Annotated in this window: 17 protein-coding genes and 1 pseudogene; 1 reads left to right on the top strand and 17 read right to left on the bottom strand. The window is 51.5% G+C overall.

What is annotated here, in order from left to right:
• Positions 1–113 precede the first annotated feature (113 nt).
• Positions 114–1343, bottom strand: coding sequence for a hypothetical protein (locus NHL60_RS09005; protein WP_253451581.1), 1230 nt, complete (start codon positions 1341–1343; stop codon positions 114–116).
• A complete protein-coding gene (locus tag NHL60_RS09000; RefSeq protein ID WP_253451580.1) occupies positions 1340–2455 on the bottom strand; it encodes a hypothetical protein in 1116 nt (371 codons plus the stop codon). The genes NHL60_RS09005 and NHL60_RS09000 overlap by 4 nt, the downstream gene beginning before the upstream one ends.
• A 376-nt stretch (positions 2456–2831) precedes the next feature.
• Between NHL60_RS09000 and NHL60_RS08995 the strand changes: the two genes are divergently transcribed.
• Positions 2832–3685, top strand: a protein-coding gene (locus NHL60_RS08995; protein WP_253451578.1) for an IS5 family transposase whose coding sequence is annotated in 2 segments (ribosomal slippage) — positions 2832–3174 and positions 3174–3685 — 855 coding nt in all. Because the reading frame shifts where the segments join, the coding sequence is not laid out codon by codon here.
• Here NHL60_RS08995 and NHL60_RS08990 read toward each other — a convergent pair.
• The 15 genes and pseudogenes from NHL60_RS08990 to NHL60_RS08920 form a co-directional block, all read right to left on the bottom strand.
• Positions 3682–4860: a glycosyltransferase gene (locus NHL60_RS08990; protein WP_253451576.1), complete on the bottom strand. Its 1179-nt coding sequence runs from the start codon at positions 4858–4860 to the stop codon at positions 3682–3684. The genes NHL60_RS08995 and NHL60_RS08990 overlap by 4 nt on opposite strands.
• Positions 4844–5377, bottom strand: a complete 534-nt coding sequence (locus NHL60_RS08985) for an acyltransferase (protein ID WP_253451574.1) — start codon at positions 5375–5377, stop codon at positions 4844–4846. The genes NHL60_RS08990 and NHL60_RS08985 overlap by 17 nt, the downstream gene beginning before the upstream one ends.
• Before the next feature lie 1031 nt (positions 5378–6408).
• A complete protein-coding gene (gene murB / locus NHL60_RS08980) occupies positions 6409–7386 on the bottom strand; it encodes a UDP-N-acetylmuramate dehydrogenase (RefSeq protein ID WP_253451572.1) in 978 nt (325 codons plus the stop codon).
• Positions 7387–7391: 5 nt separating this feature from the next.
• Positions 7392–8675 (bottom strand): UDP-N-acetylglucosamine 1-carboxyvinyltransferase, encoded by a 1284-nt coding sequence (locus NHL60_RS08975; RefSeq protein WP_253451570.1) that lies wholly within the window; start codon positions 8673–8675, stop codon positions 7392–7394.
• 116 nt (positions 8676–8791) lie between these two features.
• The gene (locus tag NHL60_RS08970; protein WP_253451569.1) at positions 8792–10588 is read right to left on the bottom strand and encodes an ABC transporter ATP-binding protein; all 1797 of its coding nucleotides are present in this window, start codon (positions 10586–10588) and stop codon (positions 8792–8794) included.
• Between the two features lie 613 nt (positions 10589–11201).
• Complete coding sequence (locus NHL60_RS08965) at positions 11202–11702, bottom strand: hypothetical protein (protein WP_253451568.1); 501 nt, start codon at positions 11700–11702, stop codon at positions 11202–11204.
• A 10-nt stretch (positions 11703–11712) separates the two neighbouring features.
• Positions 11713–12930 (bottom strand): AAA family ATPase, encoded by a 1218-nt coding sequence (locus tag NHL60_RS08960; RefSeq protein ID WP_253451567.1) that lies wholly within the window; start codon positions 12928–12930, stop codon positions 11713–11715.
• A 17-nt stretch (positions 12931–12947) separates the two neighbouring features.
• Positions 12948–14267, bottom strand: coding sequence for an ImmA/IrrE family metallo-endopeptidase (locus tag NHL60_RS08955; protein ID WP_253451566.1), 1320 nt, complete (start codon positions 14265–14267; stop codon positions 12948–12950).
• Positions 14268–14275: 8 nt separating this feature from the next.
• Positions 14276–14710 (bottom strand): hypothetical protein, encoded by a 435-nt coding sequence (locus tag NHL60_RS08950; RefSeq protein WP_253451563.1) that lies wholly within the window; start codon positions 14708–14710, stop codon positions 14276–14278.
• Positions 14711–14786: 76 nt separating this feature from the next.
• The gene (locus NHL60_RS08945; RefSeq protein ID WP_253451561.1) at positions 14787–15722 is read right to left on the bottom strand and encodes an Rpn family recombination-promoting nuclease/putative transposase; all 936 of its coding nucleotides are present in this window, start codon (positions 15720–15722) and stop codon (positions 14787–14789) included.
• Positions 15723–15888: 166 nt separating this feature from the next.
• Positions 15889–16611, bottom strand: a complete 723-nt coding sequence (locus NHL60_RS08940) for an Rpn family recombination-promoting nuclease/putative transposase (RefSeq protein WP_253451559.1) — start codon at positions 16609–16611, stop codon at positions 15889–15891.
• 119 nt (positions 16612–16730) lie between these two features.
• A pseudogene (locus NHL60_RS08935) lies at positions 16731–16910 on the bottom strand (Rpn family recombination-promoting nuclease/putative transposase); the annotation flags it as partial.
• A gap of 156 nt (positions 16911–17066) precedes the next feature.
• Complete coding sequence (locus NHL60_RS08930; RefSeq protein WP_253451557.1) at positions 17067–17540, bottom strand: hypothetical protein; 474 nt, start codon at positions 17538–17540, stop codon at positions 17067–17069.
• Complete coding sequence (locus tag NHL60_RS08925) at positions 17530–17841, bottom strand: nucleotidyltransferase domain-containing protein (protein ID WP_253451555.1); 312 nt, start codon at positions 17839–17841, stop codon at positions 17530–17532. The genes NHL60_RS08930 and NHL60_RS08925 overlap by 11 nt, the downstream gene beginning before the upstream one ends.
• A gap of 67 nt (positions 17842–17908) precedes the next feature.
• Positions 17909–18871 (bottom strand): IS1595 family transposase, encoded by a 963-nt coding sequence (locus tag NHL60_RS08920; RefSeq protein ID WP_253451553.1) that lies wholly within the window; start codon positions 18869–18871, stop codon positions 17909–17911.
• Between the last annotated feature and the right edge of the window lie 40 nt (positions 18872–18911).

The raw sequence follows: 18911 nt of genomic DNA, 5'->3' as shown, positions 1-18911 counted from the left end.
TCAAAAGAAAACAAAAAACGAACTGCGAAGCCTAGAAAACAATGATGCCATATATTTTAAAAAACACTTCCAATATTCCAACAAAAGGCACGGACAGAATGTTAGCACAGCAGCTATCTACCAAAGCCTTTTCGTATTTCAATAGAATTAGCCAAAGAAGGGCTCAAAAAGAAAGGCGCAAGCACAAGAAAGTAAAACACTCTATGATCCAGCAGGTAGTTGGTAAAAAATCCGAGGGCAATTAAAAACACAACCAAAGACAATCGAACAAAAATAGACTCATTAAACAACAGCATTGGCGATAACAAAAAAGCTAGGTAGAAAACCAGAGACAACACCCCTCCCTCAAATAATACCTTTATGTACATGTTGTGCGTTGCGCCGTCAATTAAATTTGAACCTGAAGCAGTCCAACCTGCGCCATTACCCAACAAAGCCTTTGAATCCAGCTTGCTCAGGTAATCATGCAAAAGGCCTACACGCCCATCATCAAAGTCGAGGTAAAAGTCTAGGCTTAAAGAGCTGGACATCCTTTCCAACGAAGTTAAGCTTCCAAATATTGGTATTGAATATATAAAAAAAGGAACCGCAAGCATCAAAAAAGAAAAAACGAATAAGGAATACATTAAAACACTTTTTAAATTAAAATAATAAACAACCCTAACCAACAAAGCCACCGAAAAAATTCCGAACAAAACAAACCCACTCCTGGATATTGTAAAAGCAACAGCCAACAAAGCAAAAGGGTAAAACATGAGCAAAAACATAACAGACCTACGGCTGTTTGATAAGAGAAGCGCCAAAAAAAACATAATTGATATAGAATGAGCAGCAAGGTTAGGATTTACCAGTATCCCTCCAGCTCTTGTAGTCCTCCTAGCAAATGTGCCAGGCACAAATGCCTCAAAAAAAAGGCTTATTATCAATATTGCCAAAGAAAACAAAACAACTGAAAAAAAGGCATTACAACGGCCAACCCGACGAAAAGATAGAAGGATTATCACGGACGCGAAAAAAAACAACAAATATCTAAACAGTGTTAAAAACCCCACGCCTATTTCTTCAGAAAAAATAGTAGGGATAATCATAAAAAAAATAAACAGAAGCCCAAATACAATTGGAAAGAAAGAGGGACTAACCCCGCCGCCTTTCTTAACAACCCGGCCGCCGCCATAAAAGCCAATCCTCTCATGGGGGAATAGATAAAAAGCCAAAAAAAAGGCTGCAAAAGAAAGAAAAACTCCCAGAAAACTTCCAAGACCCAAGATACCTGCCCTTGCCATATATATATCGACGGCAGTCAAATTAACTACGGCGGCCAGAGCCAAAAAAAGAAAATTCAATCTACAGCCCTTCTAAGCTTAGGTATAATCAAAAAACCACTATGCATAAGTAGATCGACAACCGATCCTCTAAAATTTCGCTTGGCAGCCCTATCATACACATCAAGAATTTCATCTTTAGCTGAATCTAAATCTAGGCTTTCCTTAAAGAAGGACTGGGCCTCAGTGAAATATACTTCCGAAAGGGCTGGTGATTGCAAAATTTGTATCAGCCATTTCTTTGGATCAATACTCTCATTGCTCGGAGTCCTTTCGGAGAAATTATAATAAAGGGCATCACTAAATGTCTCTTTGCACAGTGGTATCAACCCTCCTTTATCAGATGATATGAATGTCAGCTTACCCATAGCCAATGACTCAATAGCACCACGGCCTGATGCAATCACGGCATCAGCTTCCCACAAGTGTCGTGAAGCATTGCGTGTTAATTCTTTATCTGTAACTACTGTAACTCGCTTATCCGAGATAATACTCTGCAATTCTAAAACAAGGTTTTTGTCTTCGGGATAACCAATTATATAAAGATGAGCTGGGCAGCCATTGCTGCAAAGCCACTCTGAAAACTTTATTGCATGCAAAAATCCTTCTTTATATTTTTTCGATATCCTTGAAACCCTTATTATATTGAAACAATCCTTGTCATGCACAATTAGGCGTTTCTTTTTTCCAACCTGTCCATCCTGGCCGCTTGAAAATTCCAGCGCCGAAAATCTATTTGGTATTATTGCAATATCATGAGATTTTTTTTTGGCCATCTTTTTAAAATAAAAGTCGTAGTCTTCTCCGTGAAATACAATATCTGGAAATCCACGGGGAGTGTACCTTTTAAGAGTTTTACCACCGCATTTTGTCCACAGCACAGGGGTACTGTGGAACATTAGGCTCCAGCGAGCCACAAGAAGTGATGAAGAATCAAAGCAATGCAAAATGTCAAACTTATAGTCACGAGCTATCATCCCAACCTTATAGGACTCTGAAATAGGCCAGCTCAAGCGACTCTCATCTATCTTAATCACATCCTTTATATCAGCCAAAGCCGATGGAACATCATTACCAATGACTATAATTTTAACAAGAAAAAACTTCTTGAAATAAGAGTAATAAGAACGCACCGTATAGTAGTGTCCCCCATTGCCAGTGTTAAGCCACCTCAAGTTAGAAACTAAAAAACAAATTTTCATACGACAAGCCTCAAAACTAAATAAGCTTATTTATATTTAACTAAACACAAAGCACAAATTTATCAACTTGGTTGACAGATTATTATAACCGAAGGTGTCAGAATAAGTCTATCCGGGACCCTACAGCTAAGATTAAACCGCCGTTCACGGGGATGAAGGAATAGCAGGCCAAGCTGAGTGATTTATTTACCAAATATAAGTAGTCAGTCACACTGGTCACTGCAGCCACTTAAAGCGGCTGCTTTAGGCTTTGTCCGAAAACTCGAATTTGCTAATGTCGCCTATGCCGCAGCAGCATAGGTGACCCATGGCAGGACGCTACGAGATCTCCGACAACGGCTGGGCCCTCATCGAGGACATCGTCTCGCCGCCGCAGCGGACAGGGCGCCCCCGCCGCGATGACCGTCAGGTGTTGAACGGCATCTTCTGGATCTTGTGCTCGGGCGCCAAGTGGCGTGATCTACCTGAGCGCTATGGCCCTTGGAAAACCGTCTACGACCGCTTCCGCCAGTGGCGCGATGACGGCACCTTCGAGGCCATCCTGACACGTCTCCAGCTCCGCTTGCGGGAGGATGGCCTGATGGATCTGGATACCTGGATGATCGATTCGACATCGATCCGCGCCACCCGGGCCGCTTCTGGAGGCGGCAAAAAGGGGGACGCCAAGAACCCATAGACCATGCCCTGGGCCGCAGCCGGGGCGGCCTGACGACCAAGATTCACATGGTCTGTGACCGGCACGGTTGGCCGCTGACCTTCACACTGTCGGCCGGGCAGGATTCGGATACTCGGCACTTTATTCCCACCATGGAGCACGTTCATCTGCCTGGGGCCAAGGGCAGGCCGCGCAAGCGCTGCCGCTTCATCGTGGCGGACAAGGGCTATGATAGCGATCCGCTGCGCCGCTACTGTGACCGGCACCGCATGAAGCCGATCATTGCCCGGCGCAAGATGAAGCGAAAGCCACGCCCTGGGGCCTCAAGGGGCTTTGATAAGCCCCGCTATCGAGAGCGCAATATCATCGAGCGCTGTTTCGGCTGGATTAAGGAACTGCGCCGTGTCTGCACGCGATACGACAAATTGGCCAGCAGCTTCAGGGCCATGGTATGCCTGGCGTGCATAGACCGCTGCCTACGGGCAGACTTTTCGGACAAAACCTAGGTAACGTTAGACAAGTGACAGTCCAAAGCATTCCAGAAGTTATCAAGGGACCTTTTTGAAGAGTATTCAGAGTAAGATTCTGAATAGTCTCTCTTTGAAGATATACATGCAAGAATCTCTGCGCGAATATCATCTGCATCAAAACCTTTTGTCACTCGCACGCAAGGCAGTTCTTGTAAACCATCAGCACAAGGCGTTGTCACAAGCATTTTAGTTCCGCTAGCCATCATTTCTAATAAAACATTAGGGAACCCTTCCACGAGAGAAGGAACAACACCAACATCAAAATTGGCATAAAGCCAATATGGTGCTTCTACCCTACCTAAAAAAAACACACTTCCTTGCAACCCATGATCTTCCACAAGAGTCTGCAAATATGATTTCGACTCCCCATCACCAACTATCAATAACTTCATATCTTTTCCATCAACAACACCCTCACAGTCATCAAAAATTGATTTGAATGCAAAGACCAAAGAATCTACATTCTTTGAGTCTATTAGCCTACAAGCACACCCTAAAACAAAACTATGATCGAAAATTTTTTTAAAATCTAGGGGTTGCCCGCTATGATTTAAATTAGAGAAGACACTCTGAGCCTGAATGTTAGATAAAGAACTCTGAATATAGCTGAAATTTACGGGATTCTCCAAAACTCTCAACTTATGTGCAAGACTCCTCAAAAGCCCCTCTGAATAGCGATCTTTCATGTACTCGGTTTGACAGATAATAATATTTTGTGTTCCGTAAAGAAACTTATAAATAAATCTGTAAAAGCATAGCCTAGCCCCTGAAAACCTGTCTTCGAGCACCGTTGACTCGCGCGAGATAAAAAACTTTGGCCGTATCAACCTCACCCTTCTAAGAAAGCTCAACATACCGTTTATGTGTGCATGCGAGCTTAACACATATTGAACATCATATTTTGCACTATACGAGATTAAGAAAAAAATCCAAAAAGGTAAAGAAGTGAGTTCACGCTTCGCTGGAAAAAAAACAACATTAGCAACTTTTTTCAGATCTTCCCAGCTTCCATTGTCTCCTCTTGATCCTACAAGTACAAAAGTTTTTCCTGGGTTGTTCTTAGCAGAGTAGAGAGCAATATTATATAGGTACCTTTCAGCTCCACCCAAGTTGCTCGTCGGCAAGCAGATCAAATCAATTTTTTCTTTCATGATATAGCTCTATCGCCTTTAAAACTCTTTCTTTGTAAGAAGATATGCTTTCTATTTCTGCGTCGTTGACATACTCTCTCATAACCTTGTCTTTATATAAAGCAATATCACTTATTACTCTCGCAGGATTGCCTGCCACTATACTACTCGGCGGCACATCTTTAGTAACTACAGCGCCAGCTGCAACAATCGAGTTGCTCCCAATTTTAACCCCAGGAAGAATGATAGAATTCACTCCTATAAAGCAATAATCACCAACCTCTATTGGTAGAAATTTTTGGTAACGCCGTCCGCCTTTAAAGACAATTGACGTGGCGCCGTCATGAGTTAGAAATCTAACGCCTGACGTCACAGTAGTATGGCTCCCGATGGAGATTAAAAAAGGCTCACTACCCCAGCTGGATATATATACTCTAGAGCCCTCTCCAACTCTTACACCCAAATGCCTTGCGTATTTCAACTTTCCTAAAAAAGCAATTAACGCAAGCTTCTTTATTATGCTGAAGACTTTTTTCATACTCTCCCCCCAAGAGTGAACCTAAGAAACTCTATGCTTTTGCCCAAAAGCATGCACGCAGCAGCGGTATGAGTATCTGCGAAGAAAGAAGCGCACATGAACTCATCATAACTTGCTAATTTTTGGGAAATTTATCCGAAACAAACTTGAAAACAGAGACTTTTTACTTTTCGGAGTTTTTCCGACCGTGATATAGGAGTTACACGTGTAGTTAGCAGTCATACTGTTCGGAAAGACTTTTTCGAACGCGACGGCCAGTTTGGGCTAATTTACTTTTACCGCTAAAAGATAATCGTCGCCTTTTTCATGAACCGTTTCCGTGATTTTCTTCTGGGCACCTGTAGCACCAATGGCAAAAGTAATCAAACAATGTCCGCAGCTCAGGAATGACGGTGATTTTGTTGCTTTTAGCGTCCGTATTGATCTGAGACCCAGCACCACACCATTGTTGGCGCTACTGAAGTAAATGATTATATGGATGGCGGCTTTGTCTTTGCTTTGGCAACATGACCTACGCAGCAACTTGCCATCAATTCCCCACTACCGCCTCATTGACGGCCTCATGTCAGGACTTTACTCAATCGGGAAAAGCATTATGTAGCGAGTAGCGTTAATCAACGCCATGACGTGAGACATGGTGTCATGGCTGGGCATGTTTTTAGGAAAATTGCCGTACTAACGAAAAAAATCGAACTTAGCGTGCCTAAAGTGTCTGATGTTTTAATAGCTTTCCTCACCAAAGAACACCGTAAAGACCGTCAGAAAGAGAGTGTCTTACAGATGATAGTGAACATACCATGTCTAACTGGAATTCGGATCAACTGATAAATAGCGCATCAATTAAGGCGTCAGCACGAGAGCTATCCGTGAAAAATAGATTAGCATTTCACAACAGGAGGATTTTGATTGCACCACAAATCTGTCATAGGACGGTTTCCCAAGCGTCTTACCTGACCCTATCTATTCGCAAACTTTCTTAAAAATATTTAATATTAATCTAAAAAGAAAAGATCAGTAGCAACGAAGGACTCTCATTGGATTTTTTCGTCTAGTGTAACTAGCTCACCTGCTGGGGAAACATATATAGCCTCAGCCTCCAGTTTACATCCAAACGATTCGGCAAGTGATGCTTGGATTTTTTTTACAAGACTTAAAACATCGCTTGCTCTAGCGCCTCCAGAATTAACAATAAAGTTAGCATGCTCTGAGGAAACAACTGCGCCGCCGCACCTTACACCTTTAAATCCCATTCGTTCGATCACAGCTCCGGGTGGACCTATAGCCGCATACAAGGTAGGGTTGCTTTTGAATACTGAGCCACAGCTTGGAAGCTTGCGGGGAAACTTTTTATTACGGCTAGCCAGGATATTAAGCATGTTTTTACGAACTCTGGCTTTATCGCCTGGCGATAGAACCAGCTTAACTTTCGTAACAACCTCAGTATTGTTTTGGTAAACTGAACTTCGATAGGAAAACTCACACTGCTCAGTATTCCGATAGTGAATATTGCCTCTAGCATCAACACTTTCAATGCTGGCCACCACACTACCAATGCCCTTGCGCTGACTCCCGCCGTTCATATAGACCAAACCACCCAGTGTCCCGGGAATGCCACAAATATGCTCCGCTCCTGTTAATCCGGCTTGCATAATACGACGCGCAAGGCCCGGCACCCAGACGCCGGCCTGCGCATAAACTGTATCTTCTCGGATCGACAACTTCGATAACGAGGAACCAATTTGGATGCAAGGCACCTGGAGACCTTCATCGGCAAATAGCAGATTGCTTGTCGCACCGATCACTACATAGGGAACGTCGTAATCGTTGAAATAGCGTATCGTTGTTGCTAGCTGTTCCGTACTAGCCGGCCTGAGGATACAGTCCGCAGTCCCACCGATACGCCAACGGCTAAGATTAGCAAGATTGACATTTATATGCACCCCTCCCGGGCACAGCTTTTCCATTTCATTCACGAATGCCGGGGTTACTAGTCTACGTATCTGAAGCATTGCGCTTATACCGCTCTATCAATGACTTTGACCTCAACCCCAAGATGCTTCAACTTACCCACGAGATCATTGTAACCGCGCAATGCCATATGCACATCGCGGACCACACTTTCCCCTTCGGCGCATAGGGCGGCCATGACCAGCGCCATGCTGCCCCTCAAATCGGTAGACTGCACTTCGCATCCTTGCAGGTGGGCTACGCCCTGCGTAGTGATACGCCCGTGCTCGACCTCGATCACACCAGGGCTAAAGCGATTCAATTGTTCCGCATAAGCGATGCGCTCAGGGTAGCGATAGTCAAAGATCCGCGACTTACCGTTGGCTTCCATCCCCAGCAGAGTATAGAAAGACTGCATATCGGAGATCACCCCCGGGTGTGTACCACATGCCAATTCAAACGGCTGAATCCCTTGGCCTTGCACACAGTCAGGCGTCACATAAACTGAGTTGGAGTTTCGGTAAAGGTCAATGCCGGCTTCCTTAAGGTGAAGGAGGGGCACATCCATATGTTCGAAAGGCAAACCTTCAACCATAATTTCGCCTCCCGACATCACCCCGTAAATAATCCAAGTCAATGCTTCTATACGATCAAGCATTACTTGATAAGATGCCCCACGCAGTAAAGACCCCTGGCCATGCACACGGATAAGGCTGTTGCCGTAACTTTCGATCTGAGAGCCCATCTGGCGCAACAGTGCTATCAAGTCCTCAACTTCAGGCGTTATATAGGCGTTACGGATCTCAGTATGGCCTTCAGCCACTGCCGCACAAATCAACGCGTTTTCAGTACCACCCACGGTCGAGATCGGAAAATCTATCTGTCCGCCGGCCAACTTACCTTTAACAAGAAGATAGTTTTGCGTCTCCTTAACCTCGCAGCCCAACTGTCGCCACACCATCATGTGAAGATCATAGCCGCGAGAGCCTATCTTGCACCCTCCTGGGTACGGAACATAGGCAATGCCATTTCTAATCAACTGCCCTGCAGCCAGCAGGTAGGTCGTACGAATGCCTAGCTCATAACTGCGGATGGCACGATGATCAAGAGAGGTCGTCACAATCTCGATGGTGTTCTCTACATCATTGATATCGATTTGGGCTCCCAGCTCACGGATGAAATTCATCTTAGTCTTGGCATCGACCAACTGCGTCGGGAAGTTGCGTAGCCGGACCGGCTCTTCGGCCAAAAGCGCAGCGGCCAGCAAGGGAGTCGCCGAGTTCTTGGCACCGCTAACGACGACTTTTCCCTTAGGCACCTGTTTTCCTTTAACCAGCATGTCTTGTGGCATAAGCATTCTCTTAGAATTTGTCTTAAAATTAAAGCTTAGCACCTCAGTTATATTTCAACATCATTGGCGCATATGAAGGTATATTATAGAACATGAAGTAATAGAATCCTGGCTTTTCAAGCATGTTCCGCCATCCGCCGGAAGGTCTCATTCCACTCGGCCAGTTGTTCGTAGCCGCCGTGGTCCACGACCTGACCATCGGCCAGTATATAGATGGTGTCACACTGTTTTACTGTGGCCAGGCGATGAGCAATCATGATGATGGTCTTCTTACCGGAGAAGTCGTGGATGGCGTCCATCACCAGTTTTTCGGTGATGCCGTCCAAGGCGCTGGTGGCTTCGTCCAGCACCAGCACCTCGGCATCGTCATAGAGGGCACGGGCAATACCGATACGCTGGCGCTGTCCGCCGGAGAGCTGGATACCGCGCTCGCCTACTCGTGTATTGAGGCCTTCTGGAAGGCGTTCGACCAGTTCATCGAGGTGAGCCATCTGGGCGGCGCGCGCCACGCGCTCGTCGTCGATCTGCTCAGGTGGTAAGCCAAAGGCGATATTTTCACGAATGCTGGCATCAGCGAGAAATATCGCCTGAGGAACAAAGCCGACGCTGTTCTGCCAGGCACGCAGTCCGTCGCCGCTTAGCGCTTCACCATCCACCTTGAGCGCGCCCTTCTGTGGCTCCATCAGACCCAGCAGGATGTCGATAGCAGTGGACTTGCCTGAACCCGAGGCACCCACCAGGCCGATGACCTGGTTGCGTGGGATATGCAGGGTCAGACCGTCGAGGGCCTTCTCCTCCTTGCCCGGGTAGCGGAAGTGGATATTGTCCAGCGTAATGCCCTGCTGCGGTGGGCGCTTGCCGGCAGCCTCGGCGGGCTTGCCTGCGCTGGCATCCTGGCTGGCAGCCAGATCCTCTTCCAGGCTATCGAAAGACGCGATATTGCCCTTGATCTTGGCCAGGCTGGTATAGATCTGCTGGAAGGCCGGCAGAAGCTTGAAGCCGGCCAGCGCATAGACGGAAATAATCGGCAGGATCTCACCCAAGTTGCCGTCGTGGGCGGCCAGCAGGTAAAGCACTAAGGCAATCACTGCACCAAAGGCGAGCAGTTCCATGGCGTAGCGCGGTACCTCGCTAAGCGCCTTGTTGACGCCCTGAGCGCGGCCCCAGGCTTGGCTGGTAGCGCCAAAACGCTGGTTGAAGTCCGCCTGTCGGCCCAGCAGCAGGGTATCCTTGATGCCGCCGAAGCCCTCGTTCATCAGCTTGAAGCGTAGCTGGTTAGTGCGGGTAATAACCTTGCCGTTGCGCGCGAGGCTCCTGCGCACGGTGCGAAACAGGACCAGGTATGCGATCGCGAACAGGGCGATCCCGACAATCGCCACCAACGGATTGAAGAGAAAGATGGCCGTGGCCATCACCAACGCCATGGTACCCTTGGCGTTCATCTTCATCAGCGGCTGAATGACATTGTTGGTGATGCGAGTGGCTTCCTGGGCGATGCGATTGGTGAGCTGGCTGCTGCTGCCGCTGGCGTGGAAGAGCCAAGGCTGGCGCATGTAGTGCTGGTAGAGCCGGGTGGATAGCTCGGCGCCGATCTGCTGGGCATAGAGCGCCAAACGCCAGGTAACGTACATGGAAATGAGCGCCGCCACGGTGAGCGCTCCCAGCACGCCGATGCCGAGCCAGAACAGGAACTGTCGCGGGGTTTCCATGCCGCTGGCCTGGTAGATCTGGGCGAGGATGCCCTCGCCTTCCAGGCGGCTGATATCCCCAACTACCGCCATAAAGGGACCGATGGCGGCGACGCCGGCGACTTCGGCGAAGGCCATGATGATGACGAGGCTTTGGAGGGCGATCAGCTTGCGGCGCTGCTCGGCGGAGAGCAGGGAGTAGAGTTTTTTAAGGCGTTGGAACATAGGGGTCCGGGGGACGAGGGAGTCAGGTTCGGGATTCGAGGTGCGAGGTGCGAGGTGCGAGGGGTAACTTTGCCCGGCGCTGGTGGCCGCTTGGGTCAGACCCCTGCGGTTGCGTTATGCGTGTATTGGGTGGAAGTAGCCTTCATAGTGCTCGCCGCCGGGAGTCTGACCCGGCGCGGTGCGGGCATGGTGCTTTCCGCGAAGTATGGCTCGGCACGCTGCAAGTTTGGCGGACATCGTAGGATGTTGAACTTGCCAGATGGTGTGCTGGCAACTTTTTGCGGCCAAATTTTGTTAGCCTGCTAGCGAAAATCGGCAATATTTCCGAAAACGCCATTCCATCGAATCGGCGGCATTTTTGCCGCTGGGCCGGCAATTTTGCCGTTTTGCCGCCCTGCCCTGCCGGCTGCTTGAGGGCCAAAATCGGCACTTTTGCCGAAAATCGCGTTTCGCGGAATCGGCGGCAAAAGTGCCGGAAATGCGATTTCACGCTTTGGACGGCTTCGCTAAGCTACTGATTTTCAATAATATTAGCGATAAGGGGAGGCAATTACGGCTCAGAAAATCAGGAAGATACAAAGCCGCTCCTTGAACATTTCGGATAGCCGAATCGCTAAATCCACTCCCTCACATCCGGCACCTTACTCGATGGTTCGGAGTAGAGGATTTCATTCACCCGAATGCCATGCTGATTTTCGAGACGCTCGCGCTCAGGCTTCGACAACATTCCATTACTCACAATAAATGCCTTTTCCATGGAAGTTCCTGAGCCTGAATTATCAAGTGTTTCCTTGAGCCGCTGATATTCAGGACGATGCTTCCGCGTATACGCTAATTGGGTAAAGGCGTGTGCGATGTCGCTCGCGCCTTTCAGCTCAACCAATGCCGCCACTTTTTTACTATGCCCCTTGAAGAGATACATGGCATCGCATTTAGTGGCGTTGTCGGTGAATACACAACCATCCAGCACCAGGGCTTTTGCTTCTTCACCCGCACGGAGAGTCAGGCGAACCTTCTTGCCCTCCTCTTCCAGCATCAGGTCAGACTGACAAACGGGATACGTATTTCCCATTCGTCTGCATTCACAGTGGCTGAACGGTGTGGTATCGATCATCCTTGAACGCTCACTTCATACGGCTCCACTCAATATCACGCATCCGGTCATAAATAACATTGATAGCATTGAAATGCTGCAGCAGTGTGTCGTCCACCAGATTGCTCTGCTCATCCATCAAGGAGTGCTTGGTGCTGTTCTTCATTACATAAGCTCGCACATCCTGAGGGGATAATGGAACTAGCGCATCGATCTCCTGGTCGCCGGTAGCCGTTATGCCCAGCTGGTGGCGCTTGAGATGGTTGTTTAATGACTCGACGATGAAAGGGCTATGCGTCGTGACGATAAACTGCGTGTTGCTGAAGGTACGCAGCAAGTCGGCCAATGCTCGTCGCTGCCAGGAAGGGTGAAGATGAAGGTCCACCTCATCGATCATCACCACCGCTTCGGCACTCAAAGGGTCATCTAGGTGCGGGTTGGCGAGCCCCATGCGCATGCTCAGGTCGATCACCAGGCCCAGCAGTGTCTTGTAGCCATCGCTGAGCTGCATCAGGTCCAGGGTCTCACCCTTTAAAGTGACGGCCAGCCGGAGCGGATTGAGCTCGATATGCGGATTGCTGATATCGGGAAATATCTGGCTGATGGCGCGACGCACGGCATCCAGCTCTTTCAAGGTCACATCGAAGCTGCGCTGGGCTTTCTGCAGGCGGTGCTCTTCGTTTTCCTTGTTGTAGAACCAGATGAACGCGGACTTGAAACTGCTTTGCGATTCGAGCGCACCGTTAAGCGCTTCCATACGGGTGTGCGTCTTGGGAAAGCCCTTGCGACGCAGCGGTACCTGCAGTACCGCTCGGCTGACGCCGTAGTAGGCCACCAGAGGCAGCACGTAGTCTTCACCGGCATTCATCGGGTCGATAACGGTGCGGTCGAGATAGGCTTCCAGCTCCTTGAGGCCTTTGGACGCCGGTGTGGCAGCAGCCGTGGCTCTGCTTTTATCGCGACGCTGGACACGATCCCAAGCTATACCGGAGCGCATTGTTAACGCCACTCGGGTGTAAGGCGCCAGGGTGTTGCCCTGCTGGCGGATATCGCCCGCTTTCTTGAAGGTGATACCCGATACTGAAGGCAGATGGGTGAGCGCCGCCCCCAAACCAATGGCGATGCCATCCAGCACTGATGTCTTGCCGCTACCGTTGTTGCCCAGCAGGGCGGTTAGACGACGCCCAAGCGGTATCTCCAGCTGTTCGCAGGCACGGAAGTTTTCCAGTGTCAGATGATCCAGGTGCATGTCGCTTCCACCGCCCTTCACGCTACGGCCCAGTCTGGGTCCAGGCCGTTGAGTTCATCGCTCTGCATCACACGGTTGTTAAGCAGTTGCACCGTCACCGTCATCGGGCTTACCCCGAAGGTATCGGCGGCACCTTGAATCGCATCGTCCGAGAAATCACCCGCCAACAGCTCTGAAAGCGCTTCTATCGGGCAGAGGAGCTCGGCGGCGAAGGCGCGCTGCAACTTCTGCCGGTAGGTATTCTGCGCCGTTGCCAGATGCAGAGGCTCGGGCTCAGCCTGTAAGAGTACATCCCCTAACAGCCGAGCCACTTCGAAACGGCGCCCTGCCTGCCACCGCGAGCGTAACAGCACGCGACTCTTGTCTGATTCGAAGGCCAGTTCATAGGCCAACGCCTTGTTATGGCGTTGTTCCTCGAAAAGCCCGGGCGGTACGGCAAACCATTCCGCGAGCTGGCGATTGCCGATGGCGGCATCCGTGAGTCTTTCCTGGGCTCTCAGGGCGTGGGCCGCTTTCACCCCGTTTCGCCAGGCGGGGAGCTGGTGGTCCACTCGATAGCCCTGCCCTACCCAGCCAAGACGGTTCTGCTTGTCCGATTCGCACCCCTGAGAGCGCGCCCAACCCTTGAGCTGGCTGGCACTCAGCGGGGAACTCCCGGCACCCGCTGCCAGCTCGGCGATCGCCTCGAGCCCTAACCCTTGCGCATCCTGATAAAGCGTCATCACGCGGTCATCAGGGCATTCATCTGGGTCAAAGCCCAGCAGGGCTTCCAGCCGTCGATAGGTCGCCGCCTCGGGATCGGCCCGCTCAGCCAGCAGCTCTTGATACATGTGGGGGAGATCGGCACCAGCCACTGCCTGACTCGACAGCCGTTCGATCACCTGCTCTACGAATGCATCAACGCCTTGTACGAAATGTGCCAAGGGAATGACGGCGTGGTCGGCAGAAAGGTAGCGCAGCGGTTGATGCGCTGACGCGGCACTGGCTTTGGCGCCTATGCGCATCCGCACGCCATCACTGACGAACTCGACATTTGGCCACAACCACCCCCCACCCACATTGGCCATCCGGTGGGCCTCGAGCCAGCCTGGCGCTTGCTTGCCGGCGGGCTGGGGTTCAAAGCATAGCCGCCACCAGTTCCACACCAGCCACTCGGCAAGGGGGTTTGCTGCCAGAACCGCATGGTGGCGAACCTCGCCACTCAGAGCGTCTTCGGCACGAGTGAAGAGCAGCTCGCCTACTGCCAACTCCAGCTCCGCCAGGGTTGCCTGATCAGGTTGATGCGCCTGGGCACTGCCGCTGGTCAGTGAGCTTACCTTGCACCAGCGGGTGGTCATGCGAAAGCTCATGGGGCTCGTTTCTCCCACTCTTCCAGGACGACCGCAGCAAAGGCGGCATCAAGGCTCATTGGATAGCCATGGTACTCACCCAACGTCTGATTCTGAAGCTGGGATTCGTAAACGACACCCTCGCGGACGGACCAGATATTCTGAGGCCAACCGCTGCGAAACTGAACGCTCACCATGCCTCGTAGCACCCCGGCCACCAGCAGTTCCTCGGCCTGTGATTTGAACAGGGGCGCGTCAGCATCACAGAGCGTCTTGTCTGGCCGTGGTTTGGGCTCAGGAAATCCATAGTCAGCAGGATAGCGCTTATGGAACGGGCTGCCTTGATAACGTACACGATCTGCAAGCTGCTGCCGCTCACACTCGGACAGCTGGCTGGCTTCCAGTAACGCCTGCTTGGGCTTGACACGCTGCCGTCGAGAAGGTCGTTTCATGGATCACCGTATCGCCTTGGCCCAACAGCGAGCGAGGAAAAGGTATCAAAGGTGGCTAGGCAGCCACTCACAGGAATCAATGCAGGTCGTCTTCTCGCAGCATTTGCACATCGGCTACGGTCAGGCCAGTCGCCTCCGCGATCTGCAGGTCACTCAGCACACCTAATTTAATGAGGTTGCAAGCAGTTTCACGATTAGCTTCCTGGCGGCCTTCCTGACGACCCTCCAGGCGCTCCTTCTTGACCAGATTTTCCAAGTTCTCTGCCAGCATCGCTTTATCCTCCACCAGACTGTCGAGCTGATCCAGGTTGACGGCGGCACCGAGCCGATGCAGGTGACGCTTCAGCCACCGAGTGACAACCCTGTCGATGCGTTCCTTGTGCGGGTCTTCCTGAATGATGGCGACCATCCGATCCACGGCTTGCTGCAACGCTTCCCAACTGGCCCCGGCGTTCTCGACGCCAAAGACACCACTCAGCGGGCTGTGACGCTGTTCGAGCTGGGCTTCAGTATAGCGCCCCTCGTCGATCAGATAGTAGCGCAGGTGCGGCTGGTAGACCTGGAGAAAGGCCGGGGGTTCCGGCTGCACCATCTCGTAGACATCCTGCGGTGCCGTCCAGCGCCGTGAGCCGTTGTAGACCACCACCGGGAACACCGGCGGTAAGCTTTGCCCGGGCATGAGTGTCTTCTGCTTAAGCAGCTCACTGTAGAAGCAGGCAGCATAGTGCAACAGGCGAATCGGCATCGTGCGATCTACGGACGACTGAAACTCCAGCAAAATGTAGAGAAATACCCGCTGCGTCAGCCCCTGCCAGGTCACCTCGACTGACCACACCACGTCCTCGATCTTTTCCTCGAACAGCGGCGTAATGTAGTGGCCGTTATGCTTCTTGAGCGTCGAGAAGTCCATCAGCTCGGCGATCTCGTTCGGCGCGAAGCCTTCGATGAGCTGTTGAACAAATTCGGGGTGGCTGAAAAGCTCCTTGTAACCGGTGTCGTGATGATTTGCCATGCCTGCCTCGTGCCACTGACTATCCGTACAGTATAGACATGGACGCCCGGAATGGCACGCGCTGCCGAGGCTCGCACGGAATATTCAAGGTCTTCTGGCGCTGCGATCACGCCTCAAGATAAGTGGAGGGGGGGGGCTGCCAACCCGCTTTGCTCAGAACGTCATATCAATGCAGATTGTCTTCTCGCAGCATTTGCACATCGGCCACGGTCAGGCCAGTCGCCTCCGCGATCTGCAAGTCACTCAGCACACCTAATTTAATTAGGTTGCGAGCAGTTTCACGCTTAGCTTCCTGACGGCCTTCCTGACGGCCTTCCTGGCGACCCTCCAGGCGCTCCTTCTTGACCAGATTTTCCAAATTCTCTGCCAGCATCGCTTTATCCTCCACCAGACTGTCGAGCTGATCCAGGTTGACGGCGGCGCCCAGCCGATGCAGATGACGCTTCAGCCACCGAGTGACAATCCTGTCGATGCGTTCCTTGTGCGGGTCTTCCTGAATGATGGCGACCATCCGATCCACGGCTTGCTGCAACGCTTCCCAACTGGCCCCGGCGTTCTCGACGCCGAAGACACCACTTAGCGGGCTGTGTCGCTGTTCGAGCTGGGCTTCAGTATAGCGCCCCTCGTCGATCAGATAGTAGCGCAGGTGCGGCTGGTAGACCTGGAGAAAGGCCGGGGGTTCCGGCTGCACCATCTCGTAAACATCCTGCGGTGCCGTCCAGCGCCGTGAGCCGTTGTAGACCACCACCGGGAACACCGGCGGTAAGCTTTGCCCGGGTGTGAGTGTCTTCTGCTTAAGCAGCTCACTGTAGAAGCAGGCAGCATAGTGCAGCAGGCGAATCGGCATCGTGCGATCCCCGGACGACTGAAATTGATGGGCGCCATCCATGGCGCCCACCCTTCGGGCGCACTAGAAGTGCGCCCAAATTCATTCCCGATGAATTTGTCCAGCAAAATGTAGAGAAACACGCGCTGCGTCAGCCCCTGCCAGGTCACCTCGACTGACCACACCACGTCCTCGATCTTTTCCTCGAACAGCGGCGTAATGTAGTGGCCGCTATGCTTCTTGAGCGTCGAGAAGTCCATCAGCTCGGCGATCTCGTTCGGCGCAAAGCCTTCGATGAGCTGTTGAACAAATTCGGGGTGGCTGAAAAGCTCCTTGTAACCGGTGTCGTGATGATGTGCCATGCCTACCTCGCACCACTGTCTATCAGTACAGTATAGACATGGAAGCCCAGAACGCCACGCGCTGCCGAAGCTCGCCGGAATATTCAAGGTCTTCCGGCGCTGCGATCAAGCCTCAAGATAAGGGGAGGCTGCCAATCGAATTTAAACTAAAAATAATTAGATCAACCCGCGCTTTTTGGCATCGGTCAACATTGCGTTGGCAAAACTAATGATTTGCTCTTGGTAATCATGAGCCGCATTCAACGCATCGGCCAATACCTGGGCAGACTCGATATACTCATGGATCATCTGATTACGAATCTGGCGGATTGCCAACCAGCGATCAGCGGATTCCAGCATTCCCAGCTTCTCTGCCTTGTCGAGGTTATCGACTACCGCTCCCCGCTTCTCTCCCAGCGCTTGCAACCAGACCGGGAGAAGCTTGTCTCCAACGGTGTCTTGCAGTCGGCAGAAACGGCTTGCAAACGCCTCGACCTTTTCAGCGAAAGTTTCATCATTGGCGAGCGTTGCTGCTCGGTCGACATCCAGTGGCTGATCGAACACGCGACCCGAGGAAAACTGAAGGTGCTGAATTTCCTTGCTGACGACCCGGTTCAGAAAGGCAAGGCGCTCTCGATGATTATTCGTCATGAGACAGTATGACTCCCTGTTCCCGAGCGATACGGTGAATCGGCAGTTCTTCGAGGTTGGGGGCTGCCAGTATCACATCCACCTTGCGACCCTGCGTGGCGCGCATGATCTTGACGCTGAGCCAGGCCGACAGGCGCGCAGGGTGCTCAACCGCTTCATCGAGCTCCACCATGAGGTCGATATCGCCTCCCTTAGCGGCGTCATCAAGGCGGGAGCCGAAGAGCCGGACGATGGTGCCTTCGCCGCAGATGTCAGCCACCACTGTCTTGATGGCATCAATGTCGTGCTGATTCAGTCGCATGTTCGTTCGTGCTGACATAGTAGGCCATGGCGGTTGCCCCTTCTGCGGCTATACTGGCTATCTATGGCTATGTTGGCATCTGTTGTTGGTCTGCACCTATCGCCACGCGAAACCACGCTTCCTCAGTTGGCTTCGCGGTTTCAAACAATCTCCGCCATGCCAGATAATTGGATAAGTACGTGGTCCCAACCCCATGGAAGCGTGCCATCCAGCCCTTCAATCGGCTCATATAGCCGTTCACGTTCTGAATGTGGTATTCCTTGCCGATCACTCTCTGATTATCGAAGACGATCAGTCGATGATGAGCAATCCCGTAGTCGCGGCAGAAGGTTTTATACCAGCTATGTCCGTCAGAGCATAAAATCGAGTCGCGATTGATTATCGGTGCCAGGAAGTCATGGACGGTAGACTTTTGGAGCGTCGGATCCACCAGTTCGCTGAGCTTTCCATTGCGGTCACGCGCAATAAGCACCGGGATTTTATCCACTTTTTTCTTCCTACTACCTTGCCCACCGCGCTTTCGAGGTTTTCGGTGAGTGATATTACGCTTCCCTTTGCTGGACTCCAGGAAGAAGGTTTCGTCTACCTCGATGATGCCGGAGAGTGGGTTAGCATTGTCTTGAGCGCTCGTTTTCAGGAAGCGATGTCGCCAGCGGAAAGCCGTCTTCAAATCAATGCCCACTCGGGCCGCCGAGACGCGTAACGTCAGACTGTCTCGCATGCAGCGCAGGTAGTCGAACCACTTATCGCGGTGTTGCAGTTTGGCCAGGGGTGTGTCGGTGAGGGCATTGAACGTCTTGCGACAATCTGGATTCCGGCAGCGATACCGCTGAAGGCCTCCACTGCGCCCCCACTTGGCAGGGTGTTCAGCGCCACAGTGCGGGCAGGGAAGGTGAGATTTCGCCGTGTCGAGCAGGGTGTTCGCTTGGGCGCTTATTTGACCAAGCATCTGATCGGCTAGATATTTCTTGAGGTGAACAGGGAGGAGAGCCAGTGTCTGTTCAAGGGCTTTGAGGTCTGCTTGCTTCATGGCGAGCTCCAGAGGCAAACTGCATATACAGTAGTTTATA

Source organism: Halomonas sp. Y3, assembly GCF_024137965.1.
Taxonomy (GTDB): Bacteria; Pseudomonadota; Gammaproteobacteria; order Pseudomonadales; family Halomonadaceae; genus Halomonas; species Halomonas mongoliensis.
This window is presented reverse-complemented; position numbering and strand designations above follow the sequence as displayed.